Raw genomic sequence first — 16,919 nt, forward strand, 5'->3', positions numbered from 1 at the left:
GCGCGATGAGCCTGGAATTGCTGCCTGCGCTGTGGCGCGAGGTGCCGACTCTGCAGGGCCTGCATGCGTCGCTGGAGCCGTTGCAGGCCGCGCATGCCGACGCCTTGCGCACGGCGCTGCACGGCAGCGGCCTGGAGCGGCTTTGGTACACCAGCGTGCCGGCGCCGGACAAGGTCGAGGGCTACGTGGCCGCCGCGCTGGACGCGCAGGCGCAGGGCCGCGTGCTGCCGTTCGTGGTGCGCGATACGGCCGGCACGGTGGTCGGCAGCACGCGTTTCTACGGGCTCGACGCCGAGGTGCCGACGCTGCTGATCGGCTACACCTGGTACGCGCCGCGGGTGCAGCGCAGCGGAGTCAACACCGAGGTCAAGCGCATGCTGTTGCAGTACGCGTTCGAGACCCTGCAGTGCATCAGCGTCGGCTTCGAGACCAGTTGGTTCAACCACACCTCGCGCACCGCCATCGCCCGGCTCGGCGCCAAGCAGGACGGCGTGCTGCGCAACCACAAGCGCCACGCCGACGGCACCCCGCGCGACACCGTGGTGTTCTCCATCATCGACACGGAATGGGCCGGGGTGAAACGCCACCTGCAGTTCCGCCTGGACTCGCATACATGACTACCAAGACCTATGGCGTCGGCATCGTCGGCGCGCGCGGCCATACCGGCGCCGAACTGATCAAGCTGGTCGCCGCGCATCCGCAGCTGCAGCTGGCGTTCGTCTCATCGCGCGAGCTGGCCGGTCAGCGCGTGGCCGAGCACAGCAGCGCCTACCAGGGCGAGCTGCGCTACGAGAACCTGGACGCCGACGCGGTCGCGGCCAAGCAGGCCGACGCGGTGGTGCTGGCGCTGCCCAACGGCAAGGCCGCGCCCTACGTCGCCGCACTGGATGCGGCGCTGGCCGCCGATCCGGCCGCGGTCGATCCGGTCGTGGTCGACCTGTCGGCCGACTACCGCTTCGATCCGGCCTGGTACTACGGCCTGCCGGAACTGACCCGCGACCGCTACGCCGGGCAGAAGCGGATCAGCAATCCCGGCTGCTACGCCACCGCGATGCAGCTGGCGATCGCGCCGCTGCTCGACCAGCTGGCCGGCCCGCCGCAGTGCTTCGGCGTGTCCGGCTATTCCGGCGCCGGCACCACGCCGTCGGACAAGAACAACCCGGAGCTGCTGCGCGACAACCTGATGCCGTACGCACTGACCGACCACATGCACGAGCGCGAAGTGTCCGCGCAACTGGGCGTGCCGGTGGAGTTCATGCCGCACGTGGCGGCGCATTTCCGCGGCATCACCATGACCGTGAACCTGTGGCTGCAGCAACCGCTGGCGCTGGACGCGATCCAGCGCCGCTACCGCGAGCGCTACGCCGGCGAACCGCTGATCGAGGTACTCGACGAAGCGCCATGGGTCAGCCGCATCGCCGGCAGGCACGGCGTGCAGATCGGCGGCTTCACCCTGGCCCCGGGCAACAAGCGCCTGGTGCTGGTGGCGACCCTGGACAACCTGCTCAAGGGCGCGGCGACGCAGGCGATGCAGAATCTGAACCTGGCGCTCGGCTTGGACGAGCTGACCGCGATCCCGCTGTGATCAACGGGACCGGGGACCGGGGACCGGGGACCCGGAAGAGCAAGAGCACGCGCTCCTGCTTTTCCGGGTCCCCGGTCCCGGGTCCCCGGTCCCCATAAGGACCCCCAATGACCAACCTGCTCTGGCAAAAACCCGGCGTCGCCGTCGACGCCAAGATCCAGGCCTTCCTGGCCGGCGACGACGTGATCCTGGACCGCGAGTTCTTCCTGCACGACATCGCCGCCAGCGGCGCGCATGCCGAAGGCCTGCAGCGCATCGGCATCCTGTCGGCCGACGAACTGGCCGGGCTGCAGCGCGAGCTGGCGATCCTGGCCGAGGATTTCCGCAGCGGCGCGTTCGTGCTCGACGAGCGTTTCGAGGACGGCCATTCGGCCATCGAGGCGCGGCTGACCGAGCGCCTGGGCGATGCCGGCCGCAAGATCCACACCGGGCGCAGCCGCAACGACCAGATCCTGGTCGCCACCCGGCTGTGGCTGAAGGAACGGCTGGCGCAACTGGCGCAGCTGAGCCGCGAGATCGCCAAGGTCGCGCTGGACCGCGCGCAGGCCGAGCAGGCGCTGCCGCTGCCGGGCTACACCCATATCCAGCGTGCCGTGGTGTCCTCGGCCGGGATGTGGTGGGCGGGCTGGGCCGAAGCCTTCATCGACGATGCGATCCGCGCCAGCGACACGTTGCGCCTGATCGACGCCAATCCGCTCGGCACCGCCGCCGGCTACGGCGTCAACCTCAAGCTCGACCGCGAACACACCACCGCCGCGCTCGGCTTCGCGCGCATGCAGGTGAGCCCGATCTACGCGCAGCTGTCGCGCGGCAAGTTCGAGATGGCCGCGCTGGAAGCGCTGGGCAGCGCGACCCTGGACCTGCGCCGGCTGGCCTGGGACCTGTCGCTGTTCACCAGCGGCGAGTTCGGCTTCGTCGCGTTGCCGGCGCAGTACACCACCGGCAGCTCGATCATGCCCAACAAGCGCAACCCGGACGTGATCGAACTGATGCGCGCCACCCACGCCAGCGTGGCCGCCGCGCGCACCGAGATAGAGCAGTTGCTGTCGCTGCCGTCCGGCTACCACCGCGACCTGCAGAGCAGCAAGGGCGCGATCTTCCACGGCTTCGGCCGCGGCCTGGCCGCGCTGGAGCTGCTGCCGGCATTGCTGGCCAACCTGGAGTGGCGCGAAGACAGGCTGCGCGCGGCGATCGACTCGGGCATGTACGCCACCGACGTCGCGGTCGAAGCGGCGCTGGCCGGCGTGCCGTTCCGCGAGGCCTACCAGGCCGCCGCCGCCGCGTCGGACAGCGCAGGGCAGGGCCGCACGCCGGAAGGCAGCCTGGCCGCGCGGGTTTCGCCCGGCGCCGCCGCCGACCTGCGCCTGGTCGAACTGCAGGCGCGCTGGCAGGCGCTGGACGCTTGATCCATCCTGTAGGAGGGCTTCAGCCCCAACGCGGTTACCGGTAAGGCGTCGCGGCTGAAGCCCCTCCTGCAAAGAGCGTTCGCCGCGGTGCGCGGCGAAAATGCCGAACATTCGAACCGATGCACAAGGAACACCGTAGGATGAAGCACTACCTGGTTCTGGCGATGCGCAAACCGAGTTTCGACGAGGCCGTGGTCGCCCCGCACCTGGCCTTCCTCGACGCACTGCGCGAGCGCGGCCTGCTGGCGCTGACCGGCGGTTTCAGCGACCGCAGCGGCGGCGCCTACCTGCTGCAGGGCGTGGACGACCTGGCACAGGCGCAGGCGATCGTGGCGGCCGATCCGCTGGCGATCCACGACTGCTCCGAACTCACCGTCCACGAATGGAACACGCGCTGAGCCCATGACCCCGCAGACGCCATCGCCCTTCGCCGAGCAACGCCTGCCGCCGTGGCGGCGCGCGGTGCTCAAGGTCGGCAGCAGCCTGCTCGCCGCCGACGGCGGTGGCGGGCTGTCGCCGCGCTTCGCGCTGGGGCTGGCGCAGTTCGTCTCCGCCAACCTGGCGGCCGGGCGCGAACTGGTGATCGTGTCCTCCGGCGCGGTCGCCGCCGGCCGCGCGATTCTGCCGCGCGCCGCCGAAGCCGGCGCGGCGATCGCCGCGCGGCAGGCGCTGGCCGCGCTCGGCCAGGCGCAGCTGATCGCGCTGTGGCAGCGTTTCTTCGAGCGCCCGGTGGCGCAGGTGCTGCTGACCCACGACGACCTGCGCAACCGCCGCCGCTACCTCAACGCGCGCGCCACCCTGGGCGAACTGCTGCGGCTGGGCGCGCTGCCGGTGGTCAACGAGAACGACACCGTGTCGGTGGACGAACTCAAGCTCGGCGACAACGACAACCTGGCCGCGATCGTCGCCGCGCTGGTCGATGCCGACGCGCTGTTCATCGCCACCGACATCGACGGCCTGTACACCGCCGACCCGCGCAGCGATCCGCACGCGCAGCCGCTGGACGAGGTGACCGAACTGACCGCGGCGGTGCTGGCGATGGCCGGCGGCAGCGGCAGCAGCGTCGGCACCGGCGGCATGCGCACCAAGCTGGAGGCCGCGGCCAGGGCCGGCGCCGCCGGCATCGAGACCTACCTGTTCAACGGCCGCAGCGCCGAGGTGGTGCGCGGCCTGGCCCAGGACCGCCTGCGCGGCACCCGCATCCATCCCGCGCGCACCCGCATCGCCGCGCGCAAGTACTGGCTGCGGCAGGTGCCGGTCGAGCCCGGCGCGATCCTGGTCGACGCCGGCGCCGCCGCCGCGCTGGCCGACAGGGGCGCCTCGCTGCTGCCTGGCGGCGTGGTCGGTGCCGAAGGCGATTTCCGCCGCGGCGACATGGTCGAAGTGCGCCTGCGCGACGCCGCCGGCGAACGCTGCCTGGCGCGCGGCGTCAGCCAGTACTCGGCCGCCGACGTGCGCCGCATCGCCCGCCGCCACTCGCGCGACATCGAATCGATCCTGGGGTACAACTATGGGGAGAATGTGATTCACCGCGACGATCTGGTTGTTATTCGGGACTCGGGACTCGGGACTCGGGACTCGACGTAAGCGCGCGAGACCGGTGCGACGTCGCGCGGAAAAGGAATCGCGTGGCGTGCTCGCAGCGATCGCGAAAATGGCGATGCGTTCCGCTCCGACGGCTTGACAATCCCGATCGCCCGCACAGCCTTCCCGAGTCCCGAGTCCCGAGTCCCGAGCAAACTGGAACCATCCATGAGCACGATCCGATCCCAAGCCCTGCAATGCCGCGACGCCGCGCAGGCGTTGGCGCAGTTGTCCTCGGCGGCCAAGCAGGCCTTGCTGGAGGCGATGGCGGCGGCGCTGGACGCGGACGCGGAAACGATCCTCGCCGCCAATGCGCGCGACCTGGAGGCGGCGCGGGCCAGGGACGTCGGCAGCGCGATGCTGGATCGGCTGGCGCTGGACGGCACGCGCCTGGCCGGTGTCGCCGCGGCGCTGCGCGAGGTCGCGGCGCTGCCCGATCCGGTCGGCCAAGTCACCCGCGACGACGTGCGCCCGAACGGCATCCGCGTGCAGAAGGTGCGGGTGCCGCTGGGCGTGATCGCGATGATCTACGAGGCGCGCCCGAACGTCACCGCCGACGCCGCGGCGCTGTGCATCAAGGCCGGCAACGGGGTGATCCTGCGCGGCGGCTCCGAAGCAATCCGTTCCAACACCGCCATCGCCGCGGCGCTGCGGCGCGCGCTGCGCGAGGCCGGAATCGGCGAGGACGCCCTGACCCTGGTGCAGGATCTGCGCCGCGAGACCATGCTGGAACTGCTGCAGCTCAACGACATCGTCGACCTGGCGATCCCGCGCGGCGGCGAGGGTCTGATCCGTTTCGTCGCCGAGCATGCGCGGGTGCCGGTGATCAAGCACTACAAGGGCGTGTGCCATCTGTTCGTGGACGCCTCGGCGGACCTGGACTTGGCGGTGAAGCTGCTGGTGGACGGCAAGACCACGCGTCCGGCCGCCTGCAATTCGCTGGAGACGCTGCTGGTGCACGCCGATGTCGCCGCGCGCTTCCTGCCGCTGGCGGCGCAGGCGCTGCAGCAGCGCGGGGTGGTCTTGCGCGGCGACGACGCCAGCCGCGAATTGCTGCCGGACATCGACGCGGCCAGCGATGCCGACTACGCCGCCGAATTCCTCGACCTGATCCTGGCGATCCGCGTGGTGCCGGGCCTGGACGCGGCGATCGCGCACATCCGCCACTACGGCTCGGACCACACCGAGGTCATCGCCACCGCCGATGCGGCCAATGCCGAGGCATTCGTGCAGGCGCTGCGCGCGGCGGTGGTGATGGTCAACGCGTCTTCGCGCTTCTCCGACGGCGGCGAGCTGGGCCTGGGCGCGGAGATCGGCATCTCCACCACGCGCCTACACGCCTACGGCCCGATGGGGCTGGAAGCGCTGACCGTGGAGCGCTTCGTGGTGCGCGGCGCGGGGCAGGTGCGGCACTGATCGCTGCAGCCTCCTGCCTGCGCTGCGGCAATGGCGCGGCAGGCGGCGCGCCTAGGATCCGGTCGGCAGCGGATCGTGGTTGATGCTGGAGACCACGCGGTTGCGTCCGGCGGCCTTGGCCCGATACAGCATGCGGTCGGCTTCCGCCACCAGCGCATCGATCCGCGGCACGCCGCCGACGGAGGTCGCCACGCCGATGCTGATGGTCGCGTCGATGCGGCGTCCTTCCACTTCCCGGGCATCGGCCATGAACGCAAGGCGCAGCCGTTCGGCCATCGCATTGGCCTGCGCCAGGTCGGTGTCCGGCAGCACGCAGACGAACTCTTCGCCGCCGAAGCGGAAGATCCAGTCGCCCTTGCGCAGGCTGCGCCGCGCGATCTGCGCGGCCAGCACGATGACCGCGTCGCCGAGCCGGTGGCCATGGCGATCGTTGATGCGCTTGAAGTGGTCGATGTCGAAGAACAGCACCGAGCGGCGGCGCGCGCCGCGATCGCGCCATTGCTCCGCGCGCTGCTCGAAGAAGCGGCGGTTGTACAGGCCGGTCATCGGATCGCGTACCGAGTCGTCGTAGTAGCGCAGCGCCTCGCGCTCCTTGTGCATGGCCACCAGCAGCGCGCTCGCCAGCAGCACGTGCAGCAGGATTCTCACGTTGTAGAAGACCACCGCCCAGGTCTGCGCGGGCGCCGCGCCCAACGGCTGCGGCAGCCAGTGCGCGAAGGCCACCGCCAGCGCCGCCAACCCTGCGGCCACCCCGAACACGATGGCGAGCAGCTTGGCCGATGGAAGGCCGCCGTTGCGCCGGCGCCACAGTTCCCTCGCCGGCAGCGCGCTGTAGAGGCAGACCAAGCCGACGCGCAAGCCCGCGTTGGCCATGGCCCAGCCGTAGCGGTCGAACACGACGATCGCCAGGCCCAGCCACAGCAGCGCCGGCAGCAGCAGCCAGCCCCATTTCGGCGGACGGTCGTAGAACGCGCGGATCGCCTGCCAGCCGAACGCGTAGGCGAGGGTGATGCAGAACGCGCCCAGTTGCAGGCCGAGCCTGCCGGGAAACGCCTGCGGCTGGATCAGGAAGGCGCAGCCGCAGGCGCCGGCGAAGAACGGCATCGCCAGCCACAGGCGCTTGCCCGCCTGCGGGCGCGCGATCAGCACCAGCAACGACAGGCACAGCAGCACCACGGTGGTGTAGCCGAGCAGCGTGGGGACATCGACCATGGCGGCAACGAAGGCCTTGTGCTGGCGGGCTGCCAGACAGGCCTTATCGGAAAACGCCATTATCCCCCCATTGTTCCGACGCGGGCGGGGCGCGTTGCCGACGCCTTTCCGCGCCGCGGCCTGGCGCTTCAGGTTCACGACGCAGCCGCCATACGCACCGAGGCGGCTGCGACACTTCCGCGCGGGCGGCAGTTGCGCCTACAGTCGCCTTCTCACTGTCCGGAGGTCCCATGCGACCCATCGCCGCCCGCTTGCTCGTCACCGTCATCGCCGCCGCACTGGCCGCCGCCGCCCAGGCGCAGACCGCGCCGATGACCCCCGACATCACCGGCAAGACCTTCGTCGCACCGACCGAGGGCAACGACTACGTCAAGCGCGAGGTGATGATCCCGATGCGCGACGGGGTCAAGCTGCACACGGTGATCGTGCTGCCCAAGGGCGCGCAGCATGCGCCGATGCTGTTGACGCGCACGCCCTACGACGCCAGCGGCCGCGCCAGCCGGATGGCCTCGCCGCACATGCGCGACCTGTTGCCGCAGGGCGACGAAGTGTTCGTCGACGGCGGCTACATCCGCGTGTTCCAGGACATCCGCGGCAAGTACGGTTCGCAGGGTGACTACGTGATGACCCGGCCGCTGCGCGGCCCGCTCAACGGCAGCAAGGTTGACCACGCCACCGACGCCTGGGACACCATCGACTGGCTGGTCAAGAACGTGCGCGAATCCAACGGCAAGGTCGGCATGATCGGCTCGTCCTACGAAGGCTTCACCGTGGTGATGGCGCTGACCGATCCGCATCCGGCGCTGAAGGTGGCCGCCCCGGAAAGCCCGATGATCGACGGCTGGATGGGCGACGACTGGCTCAACTACGGCGCCTTCCGCCAGGTCAACTTCGACTACTTCACCGGCCAGCTCACCCAGCGCGGCAAGGGCAGCGGCATTCCGCGCCAGGGCCACGACGACTACAGCAACTTCCTGCGCGCCGGCTCGGCCGGCGATTACGCCAAGGCCGCCGGCCTGGAACAGCTGCCGTGGTGGCGCAAGCTCACCGAACATCCGGCCTACGATGCGTTCTGGCAGGGCCAGGCGCTGGACAAGGTGATGGCGCGCACGCCGCTCAAGGTGCCGACGCTGTGGCTGCAGGGCCTGTGGGACCAGGAGGACATGTGGGGCGCGATCCACAGCTACCAGGCGATGGAGCCGCGCGACGCCGGCAACGACAAGAACTACCTGGTGATGGGGCCGTGGCGGCACAGCCAGGTCAACTACGACGGCGCGTCGCTGGGCGCGCTGAAGTTCGATGGCGACACCGCGCTGCAGTTCCGCCGCGACGTGCTCAAGCCATTCTTCGACCAGTACCTGGTCGACGGCGCGCCGAAGGCCGATACGCCGCCGGTGTTCATCTACAACACCGGCGAAAACCACTGGGATCGCCTGCAGGCCTGGCCGCGCAGCTGCGCGCAGGGCTGCGCGGCGCGCAGCAAGCCGCTGTACCTGGCCGCCGGCGGCACGCTGTCGTTCGACGCGCCGGCGGCCGGGCAGGGCGACTACGAAGAGTACGTGTCTGACCCGGCCAAGCCGGTGCCGTTCGTGCCGCGCCCGGTCGACTTCGGCGACCGCGACGTGTGGACCACCTGGCTGGTGCACGACCAGCGCTTCGTCGACGGCCGCCCGGACGTGCTGAGCTTCGTCAGCGAACCGCTGGACGCGCCGCTGAGCATCGCCGGCGTGCCCGAAGTGAACCTGCAGGCCTCCACCAGCGGCAGCGACAGCGACTGGGTGGTGAAGCTGATCGACGTGTATCCGGACGAGATGGCGTCCGATCCGAAGATGGGCGGCTACGAACTGGCGGTGTCGATGGCGATCTTCCGCGGCCGCTACCGCGAAAGTTTCGAAACGCCCAAGCCGATCGCGCCGAACCAGCCGCTGGCCTACAACTTCGGCCTGCCCACCGCCAACCACACCTTCCAGCGCGGCCACCGGGTGATGGTGCAGGTGCAGTCCAGCCTGTTCCCGCTGTACGACCGCAACCCGCAGACCTACGTGCCCAACATCTACTTCGCCAAGCCGGGCGACTACCAGAAGGCGACGCAGCGCATCTGGCACACGCCGCAGCAGGCCAGCTACATCAGCCTGCCGGTGCGTTGAGCGCGGTCCCCGGCGCGCATCATGCGTGCCCGGGGACGTATGCGTGTGGCGCCTTCGCCGGCGCGACCGCAGCAGATGGATGCGCCTTGCCACGGCACGCCGACGTGCGCGCGCTACGGCCATCGTGAGGAGCGCGATCCTGCGGTGGACCGGTCCACGGGCTGCACGATCGGCTGGGCAGGAGTTGGGAGGTGTTCGCCCGACGGTGCGGACACGCGGTGTCGGCTCAGCAGCGGGGCAGGGCATGACATCTGCCCCGTGACCGGCCGCCGCAGGCGCGCGCGGGGCGCAACCTCGCCGGCGCCGTTCCGCAGGCACAAAAAAACCCGGAAAACGTTGGTTTTCCAGGCTTCTTGTGACCTTGAAACTGGTCGGGGAGACAGGATTCGAACCTGCGACCTCTACGTCCCGAACGTAGCGCTCTACCAGACTGAGCTACACCCCGAAGGAGCCGCACATGATACGGGGGTCACCCGCATTCGGCAAGATCCTTTGCGAAAAAATTTCAGTCCGCGGCGTCCGTGGTGGCCGCCTCGCGGGCCTCGAACCACATGCCGTTGAGGATGGCGGCGGTGGAGGCCAGGCCGACACCGAGAATCCAGGCGAAATACCACATGGTGCAATCTCCTATGCGATCGGGTTGAGCGCGCTCAGTACGCGTTGGGGTTTTCGTCCATCGACGCGGCGCTGACCTTGCCCTTCAGCACCCGGTACACCCAGGTGGTGTAGCCGATGATGATCGGCAGGAACACGACGGTGGCCAGCAGCATGATCCACAGGGTCAGGCGGCTGCTGGAGGCGTCCCACACGGTCAGGCTGGAGCCGGGCTGGCTGGAGGAGGGCAGCAGGAACGGGAAGATCGCAAAGCCCACGGTCAGGATGATGCCGGCGATGGCCGTGCCCGAGGCGATGAACGCCAGCCCGCCACGGCGCTTGTGCAGCAGCAGTGCGCTGAGCAGCAGGCCGAGCAGGCCGGCGACCGGCGCCAGCGCGGTCAGCGGCATCGTCTGGTAGTTGTGCATCCAGCCGCCGACCTCGCCCAGCACCGCGGTCTTCAGCAGCGGGTTGGTGGCGCCGTCGGTGACCACTTGCGAGGTCACCGCATAGCCGGGCAGACCCATCGCCACCCACACGCCAGCGGCGGCGAACAGCGCGCAGGCCACCAGCGCGGCCACGCTGCCGTAGCGCGCCGCGCGCTCGGCCACCGGGCCGTCGGTCTTCAGCACCAGCATCGCCGCGCCGTGCGCCACCAGCATGCTCACGCTGAGCAGGCCGGCGAGCAGGGCGAACGGCATCAGCAGGCCGAAGAAGCCGCCGGTGTAGAACACCCGCAGCGTGTCGTCGAAGTGGAACGGCACGCCGAGCAGCACGTTGCCCACCGCCACGCCCATGATCAGCGCCGGGATGAAGCCGCCGATGAACAGCGCCCAGTCCCAGCCGTTGCGCCAGCGCTGGCTGGGCAGCTTGCCGCGGAACTTGAACCCGACCGGACGCAGGATCAGCGCGAACAGGATCACGAACATGGCCAGGTAGAAGCCGGAGAAGCTGACCGCGTACAGCGGTGGCCAGGCGGCGAAGATCGCGCCGCCGCCGAGCACCAGCCAGACCTGGTTGCCTTCCCAGACCGGGCCGATGGTGTTGACCACCAGCCGGCGTTCGGCGTCGTTTTTGGCCACGAACGGCAGCAGCGCGCCGACGCCCAGGTCGAAACCGTCCATCACCGCGAAACCGATCAGCAGGATGCCGAGCAGCAGCCACCAGATCAGGCGCAGCGTGGTGTAGTCCAATGCAATGAAGTCCATCGTCATTCTCCTGCCGGGATCAGAGTTGACCGGCGGCCGCGGTGGCGGCAAGGGGCGCGGCGGGGCGCGGGGTCGGCTGCAGCAGCGCCGGCAGGTCGTCGGGACCCTTGCGGATCGCCTTGAGCATCAGCTTGATCTCGATGACCAGCAGCACGGTGTAGATCGCCACGAACCCGGCCAGGGTGATCAGGATGTCGTGCAGGGCCAGGCCGGAGGCGGCGTAGAAGGTCGGCAGTACGCCTTCCACCGCCCACGGCTGACGGCCGTATTCGGCGACGAACCAGCCGCATTCGATCGCGATCCACGGCGCCGGCAGGGTCCACACCGCCAGCTTCAGGAACCAGCGCTTTTGCTCGAAGTTGTGCTTGCACGAGAACCACATCGCGGCGATGAAGAACGCGATCAGGTAGAAGCCCAGGCCGGCCATGACCCGGAACGTCCAGAACAGCGGCAGCACGCGCGGCACGGTGTCCAGTGCCGCCTTGGAGATCTCCTCGGGAGTGGCGTTGAGGATGTCGTCGCGGTAGCGCTTGAGCAGCAGGCCGTGGCCCAGGTCCTGCCAGTGGCGGTCGAATACCTCGCGCGCCTGCGCGTCGTTGCGGTCGGCCTTGAGTCGCTCCAGCGCGCCGTAGGCGATCTGGCCGCCGCGGATGCGGTGTTCGGCGCGGCCGACCAGTTCCAGGATGCCGGGAATCGGCGTGTTCAACGAGCGCGTGGCGACCAGGCCCATCAGGTACGGCACCTTGATCGCGTAGTCGTTCTTGCCGGTGGTCTGGTTGGGGATGCCGAAGGCGGTGAAGTCGGCCGGGGCCTGCTCGGTCTCCCACATCGCCTCGATCGCGGCCAGCTTCATCTTCTGGTGTTCGTTGGCGGCGTAGCCGCTCTCGTCGCCGAGCACCACCACCGACAGCGAGGACGCCAGGCCGAACGCGGCGGCGACCGCGAACGAGCGCCGCGCCATGTCGCGGTGCTTGCCGCGCAGCAGGTACAGCGCGCTGATCGACATCACGAACACCGCGCCGGTCACGTAGCCGGCGCTGACCGTGTGCACGAACTTGGCCTGCGCCACGGGGTTGAACAGCACCGCCATGAAGTCGACCACCTCCATGCGCATCGTGTCCGGGTTGAACACCGCGCCGGTCGGGTTCTGCATCCAGCCGTTGGCGATCAGGATCCACACCGCCGACAGGTTGGTGCCCAGCGCCACCAGCCAGGTCACCATCAGGTGCTTGACCGGCGAGAGCTTGTTCCAGCCGAAGAAGAACAGGCCGATGAAGCTGGCCTCCAGGAAGAACGCCATCAGCCCCTCGATCGCCAGCGGCGCGCCGAAGATGTCGCCGACGTAGTGGCTGTAGTAGGACCAGTTCATGCCGAACTGGAACTCCATCACGATGCCGGTGGCCACGCCCATCGCGAAGTTGATGCCGAACAGCACGCCCCAGAACAGGGTCATGCGCCGCCACACCTCCTTGCGGGTCATGACGTACACGCTCTCCATGATCGCGATCATGAAGGACAGGCCGAGAGTGAGCGGGACGAACAGGAAGTGGTACATCGCGGTCATGGCGAACTGCAGCCGCGACAGCTCTACGACAGTGGTGTCGATCATGGCTGTGCTACCTCGTGGAGAATGTGCATCTGGGTGGCCGGGTGGCGGTAGGTTGGGGGCGATGTTCCGCTTCCGTCGCGGATCCGGCCTTGATCCAGATCAATGCCGGTGCCGGCCGGGATCGGCATCGTGGCGGCACGCGGCGGCCCCGACCGGGATGCCGCCTTACAATGGCGGCCCGTTCGCCGCGCCGAGCCCGTTTTGACCGATCCCGCCGAGTCGTCCGCCGCATCGCCTGCCGAGTCGCCGCACCTGCGGCAGCAGCGCGTGCGCTGGCTGGCGTCGCTGGCCGCGGCGGCGCGTGGGCCGCAACGGGTGGCCGCCGCGGCGATCAGCCTATCCGGGACGCTGTTGATCGTGCAGGCCGGCGCCATCGCCTGGCTGCTGCAGGCCTTGCTGGTGGAGCGTGGCGAGCTGCAGCAGGCGCTGCCCGCTTTCGCCGTGCTGGCGCTGGTATTGGTTGTACGCGCGTTGCTCGGCGCCTGCGCGCAGCGCGCCGCCGGCGACGTCGCCGATGCGGCCAAGTTCGAGCTGCGCCGGCGCGTGTACCGGCGCCTGCTGCAGCGCGGCCCGCTGTGGCTGCGCGGCCAGCGCAACGGCGAGCTGGGCGAACTGCTGCTGGCGCACGGCGACGCGCTGGACGGCTACTACGCCGGCTATCAGCCAGCGCGGCTGGAAGTGAGCGTGGTGCCGCTGCTGATCCTGCTCGCGGTCGGCTGGAGCGACTGGGTGGTGGGCCTGCTGTTGCTGTTCACCGCGCCGCTGGTGCCGATCTTCATGATGCTGGTCGGCTGGGGCGCCGAGGCCGCCGGGCGCCGCCAGCTGCGCGAGCTGGCACGGATGGGCGGGCATTTCGCCGACCGGCTCAAGGGCCTGGGCCTGCTGCGCCTGTACGGCCGCGGCGAGGACGAGCTGCGCGGCATCGCCGCCGCCGCCGAGGGCGTGCGCGAACGCACGTTGAAGGTGCTGCGCATCGCGTTCCTGTCCTCGACCGTGCTCGAGTTCTTCGCCTCGGTCAGCGTGGCGATGGTGGCGATGTACCTGGGCCTGAGCTACCTGGGCATGATCGCGCTGCACGCGGCGGTGCCGACGCTGGGCGTGGGCGTGTTCTGCCTGCTGCTGGCGCCGGAGTTCTACGCGCCGCTGCGGCGCCTGGCCGCGCACTACCACGACCGCGCCAACGCGCTGGCGGCCGCGGCCGAGGTGGAGCGCCTGCTCGGCGAGCTGCCGGATGCGGCGGCATCGTTGGCGCCGTTCGTGTCGTCGCCGTCCGTTGCCGCGCCGCCTGCGTCGCTGACGCCGCCGTTGTCTGCGCTGGCTGCTCCTGCGACGCCGGCGGCACCTGATGGAGTCGTAGCGCCCGCGTCGCCTGCAGCGCCCGTAGTGCCTGCGGCATCCGGGGCACCTGCAGCACCTTTAGCATCTGCTGGGGCACCCACGGTGCCTGCAACGCGCGCAGTGCCTGAAGGATCCTCATTGCCCGCCATGCCCACAGCGGTGGCGACGCCGGCAGCGCCCACCCAGCCGCTGCTGCGCGCCGAGGACGTGACGCTGCGGCCGCAGGGCGCGCGCTGCGATGCGTTGCGCGATCTGTCCTTCAGCCTGCAGCCTGGCCAGCGTCTGGCCCTGGTCGGGCCCAGCGGCAGCGGCAAGAGCACGCTGCTCGAAGCGCTGGCCGGCTGGCTGCCGCCGCGCGCCGGCCGCCTGCAGCTGCGTCCCGGGCTGCGCGTCGGCTATGCCGGGCAGCGCCCTTACCTGTTCCACGGCAGCATCGCCGACAACCTGCGCCTGGCCGATCCGCAGGCCAGTGCCGCGCAATTGCAGGCCGCGGCCGAGGCGGCGCAGGTCATGCGCTTCGCCGCGCGCCTGCCGCTGGGCCTGGACACCGTGATCGGCGAACGCGGCTTCGGCCTGTCCGGTGGCGAGGCGCGGCGCATCGGTCTGGCGCGGTTGCTGCTGCGCGATCCGGACCTGCTGCTGCTGGACGAACCCACCGCCTTCCTCGATCCGCAGACCGAGGCCGAACTGCTACGCACGCTGGCCGCCTTCAGCCACGGCCGCAGCGTGATCGTCGCTACCCACAGCGAGGCGGCGATGCGCTGGGCCGACAGCGTGCTGCGGCTGCCGGCGCGCGCCGCGGCCGACGCCGCGATCGGAGCGGCGCCATGAGCGGTCCCGCGCGCGACGACCTGCGCGGCGTGTTCGGCCGCCACTACGGCCGCCTGCTGCTGACCGCGCTGTTGTTGCTGTGCACGATGCTGGCCGGGGTCGGCCTGCTCGGCCTGTCCGGCGGCTTCCTGACCGCCGCGGCGCTGGCCGGCGTGGCCGGCATGGGCAGCGGCTTCAACTTCTTCTCGCCCTCGGCCGGCATCCGCGCGCTGACCTTCGCGCGCATCGCCTCGCGCTACGGCGAGAAGCTGGTCGGCCACGACGCCACCTTGCGCATCGCCCGCGACCTGCGCGTGTGGTTCTTCCGCCGCGCGCTGCCGCTGGCCCCGGCCAGGCTCGGCGCCAGCCGCACCGGCGAACTGCTGGCGCGCTTGATGTCCGACATCGGCGAGGTCGATGGCATGGTGGTGCGCGCACTGGGACCGCTGGCGGCGCTGCTCGGCGTCGGCGCGGTCGGCGTGGCCGCGGCGGCCGCGATCTATTGGCCGGCGGCGCTGGTGTTGGCGCTGTTGGCGTTGGCGATCGGCGCCGGCGTGCCGTGGGTGGTCGCGCGCGGCGGGCGCATGCGCGAGCAGCGCCGCGCGCAGCGGCGCGAGACCTTGCGCACGCTGGCCTACGAAGGCCTGGAAGGCGCCGCCGACCTGGCCGCGCTGGACGCCCAGGCCGGCTGGATCGCGCGCGTGGACGCCAGCGCGCACGACCTGCGCGCGCAGGATCGACAGCAGCGGCAGCGCCTGATCGGCGGCAATGCGCTGCATGCGCTGTGCGCTGCGCTCGGCTTGCTGGCGATGCTGTGGCTGGCGCTGGGCGCGGCGCGCGCCGACCGGATCGGCGCCGAACAGGCGGCCGGCCTGCTGTTCCTGACCGTGGCCCTGCTCGAGGTCTGGGCCGGTGCCGGCTTGGCCTGGCAGGCGCTGCAATCTGGGCGCGTGGCCGCGCAACGGCTGCAGGCGATCGCCGGGCAGCGCCCGCCGGTGGCCGACAGTGCGCAGCTGCAGCCGGTGCCCGCGGCAGGCGAGGTGCGGTTCGACGCGGTCGGCTTCGCCTGGCCCGGCGAGACCCGGTGCGTGCTCGATGGCATCGACCTGCGCATCGCGCCGGGCGAGCGCATCGCCATCAGCGGCGACAGCGGCAGCGGCAAGACCACCTTGTCGGCGCTGCTGCTGCGGCTATGGGATCCGCAGCAGGGCAGCATCCGTTTCGCCGGCGTCGACCTGCGCGACCTGGCGCAGGCGCAATGGCACCAGCGCATCGCTTGGCTGCCGCAGGGCGCCCCGGTGTTCGCCGGCAGCGTGCGCGACAACCTGCGCCTGGGCGCGGCCGACGCCGACGACGCCACACTGCAACGCGCGCTCGCCGACGTACGCCTGGACGCATGGCTGCTCGAAGTCGGCGGCCTGGACGCCTGGCTGGGCGAGAACGGCGCGACCATGTCCGCCGGCCAGGCCCGGCGCCTGGCCCTGGCCCGCGCGCTGCTGCGCAACGCGCCGCTGCTGGTGCTGGACGAGCCCACCGAAGGCCTCGATGTGGACACTGCGCAGGCCTTGTTGCGCGACCTGACCCAGGCGCTGGGCCAACGCAGCCTGCTGCTGATCAGCCACGACGCGCTGCCCGAAGGCGTGGTGCATACGCGTTACCGCATGCAGCAGGGGCGACTGCAGGCCGAGCCGTAGCGCCCGGAATCGGCCGCGATGATCAGATCAGCGCATGGGCTGAGGGTGGATGCAGTCGGGACTGAAGTCCCTCCCACAAGAGCAGCAGCATGCCGTTGCCTCGTCGCGCGAGCGGTGCCGCGTAGCCTGGCGCCATCAACCATGACGAGAAACCGCGAGCCATCCGTCAGCGAGCACATCTCGGGGCCGAACTACATGTCGGGGCTGAAGCCCCTCCTACAGAAAGCAGCAGATTCCTGCGATCGCAAGAAGCTCCATGTAGGAGCGGCTTCAGCCGCGACCAACGCAACAGGCAGCAGCGAACTTTCCGAGACAG

At 70.4% G+C, this 16,919-nt stretch carries 13 protein-coding genes and 1 tRNA gene; 9 read left to right on the forward strand and 5 right to left on the reverse strand.

Annotated features, from left to right (window positions below):
- Positions 1–5 precede the first annotated feature (5 nt).
- The 6 genes from NUG20_RS08805 (at position 6) to NUG20_RS08830 (ending at position 5,991) form a co-directional block, all read left to right on the forward strand.
- Positions 6–617 carry a GNAT family N-acetyltransferase gene (locus tag NUG20_RS08805; protein WP_263397969.1) on the forward strand — a complete coding sequence of 204 codons (612 nt, stop codon included), beginning with the start codon at positions 6–8 and terminating at the stop codon, positions 615–617.
- Positions 614–1,585, forward strand: coding sequence for an N-acetyl-gamma-glutamyl-phosphate reductase (gene argC, locus NUG20_RS08810; protein ID WP_263397970.1), 972 nt, complete (start codon positions 614–616; stop codon positions 1,583–1,585). Before NUG20_RS08805 ends, argC begins: the two co-directional genes overlap by 4 nt.
- Before the next feature lie 107 nt (positions 1,586–1,692).
- Positions 1,693–2,991: an argininosuccinate lyase gene (gene argH / locus NUG20_RS08815; protein WP_263397971.1), complete on the forward strand. Its 1,299-nt coding sequence runs from the start codon at positions 1,693–1,695 to the stop codon at positions 2,989–2,991.
- 140 nt (positions 2,992–3,131) lie between these two features.
- Entirely contained in the window at positions 3,132–3,389 is a 258-nt protein-coding gene (locus NUG20_RS08820; protein WP_263397972.1) for a YciI family protein, read from the forward strand.
- 4 nt (positions 3,390–3,393) lie between these two features.
- Positions 3,394–4,578, forward strand: coding sequence for a glutamate 5-kinase (proB, locus tag NUG20_RS08825; RefSeq protein ID WP_263397973.1), 1,185 nt, complete (start codon positions 3,394–3,396; stop codon positions 4,576–4,578).
- Positions 4,579–4,743: 165 nt separating this feature from the next.
- Positions 4,744–5,991, forward strand: a complete 1,248-nt coding sequence (locus NUG20_RS08830) for a glutamate-5-semialdehyde dehydrogenase (RefSeq protein WP_263397974.1) — start codon at positions 4,744–4,746, stop codon at positions 5,989–5,991.
- Between the two features lie 51 nt (positions 5,992–6,042).
- Here NUG20_RS08830 and NUG20_RS08835 read toward each other — a convergent pair whose 3' ends face one another.
- Positions 6,043–7,263 (reverse strand): GGDEF domain-containing protein, encoded by a 1,221-nt coding sequence (locus tag NUG20_RS08835; protein WP_263397975.1) that lies wholly within the window; start codon positions 7,261–7,263, stop codon positions 6,043–6,045.
- A 170-nt stretch (positions 7,264–7,433) separates the two neighbouring features.
- Here NUG20_RS08835 and NUG20_RS08840 point away from each other — a divergent pair, with 170 nt between their 5' ends.
- Positions 7,434–9,350, forward strand: a complete 1,917-nt coding sequence (locus NUG20_RS08840) for a CocE/NonD family hydrolase (protein WP_263397976.1) — start codon at positions 7,434–7,436, stop codon at positions 9,348–9,350.
- A gap of 368 nt (positions 9,351–9,718) precedes the next feature.
- Here the strand turns inward: NUG20_RS08840 and NUG20_RS08845 are convergent.
- From NUG20_RS08845 to NUG20_RS08860, 4 genes are all read right to left on the reverse strand, one after another.
- A tRNA-Pro gene (locus tag NUG20_RS08845) sits at positions 9,719–9,795 on the reverse strand.
- Between the two features lie 60 nt (positions 9,796–9,855).
- Positions 9,856–9,966, reverse strand: coding sequence for a cytochrome bd-I oxidase subunit CydX (cydX, locus tag NUG20_RS08850; RefSeq protein WP_263397977.1), 111 nt, complete (start codon positions 9,964–9,966; stop codon positions 9,856–9,858).
- Positions 9,967–10,000: 34 nt separating this feature from the next.
- Entirely contained in the window at positions 10,001–11,152 is a 1,152-nt protein-coding gene (gene cydB, locus NUG20_RS08855) for a cytochrome d ubiquinol oxidase subunit II (protein WP_263397978.1), read from the reverse strand.
- 19 nt (positions 11,153–11,171) lie between these two features.
- Positions 11,172–12,761, reverse strand: coding sequence for a cytochrome ubiquinol oxidase subunit I (locus NUG20_RS08860; RefSeq protein WP_263397979.1), 1,590 nt, complete (start codon positions 12,759–12,761; stop codon positions 11,172–11,174).
- Between the two features lie 201 nt (positions 12,762–12,962).
- Here NUG20_RS08860 and NUG20_RS08865 point away from each other — a divergent pair, with 201 nt between their 5' ends.
- A complete protein-coding gene (locus NUG20_RS08865) occupies positions 12,963–14,930 on the forward strand; it encodes an ABC transporter ATP-binding protein/permease (protein ID WP_263397980.1) in 1,968 nt (655 codons plus the stop codon).
- Positions 14,927–16,603, forward strand: coding sequence for a thiol reductant ABC exporter subunit CydC (gene cydC, locus NUG20_RS08870; protein WP_263397981.1), 1,677 nt, complete (start codon positions 14,927–14,929; stop codon positions 16,601–16,603). Before NUG20_RS08865 ends, cydC begins: the two co-directional genes overlap by 4 nt.
- The last annotated feature ends 316 nt before the right edge of the window (positions 16,604–16,919 follow it).

Origin of the sequence: Xanthomonas sp. CFBP 8443 (assembly GCF_025666195.1) — a bacterium.
Classification (GTDB): domain Bacteria; phylum Pseudomonadota; class Gammaproteobacteria; order Xanthomonadales; family Xanthomonadaceae; genus Xanthomonas_A.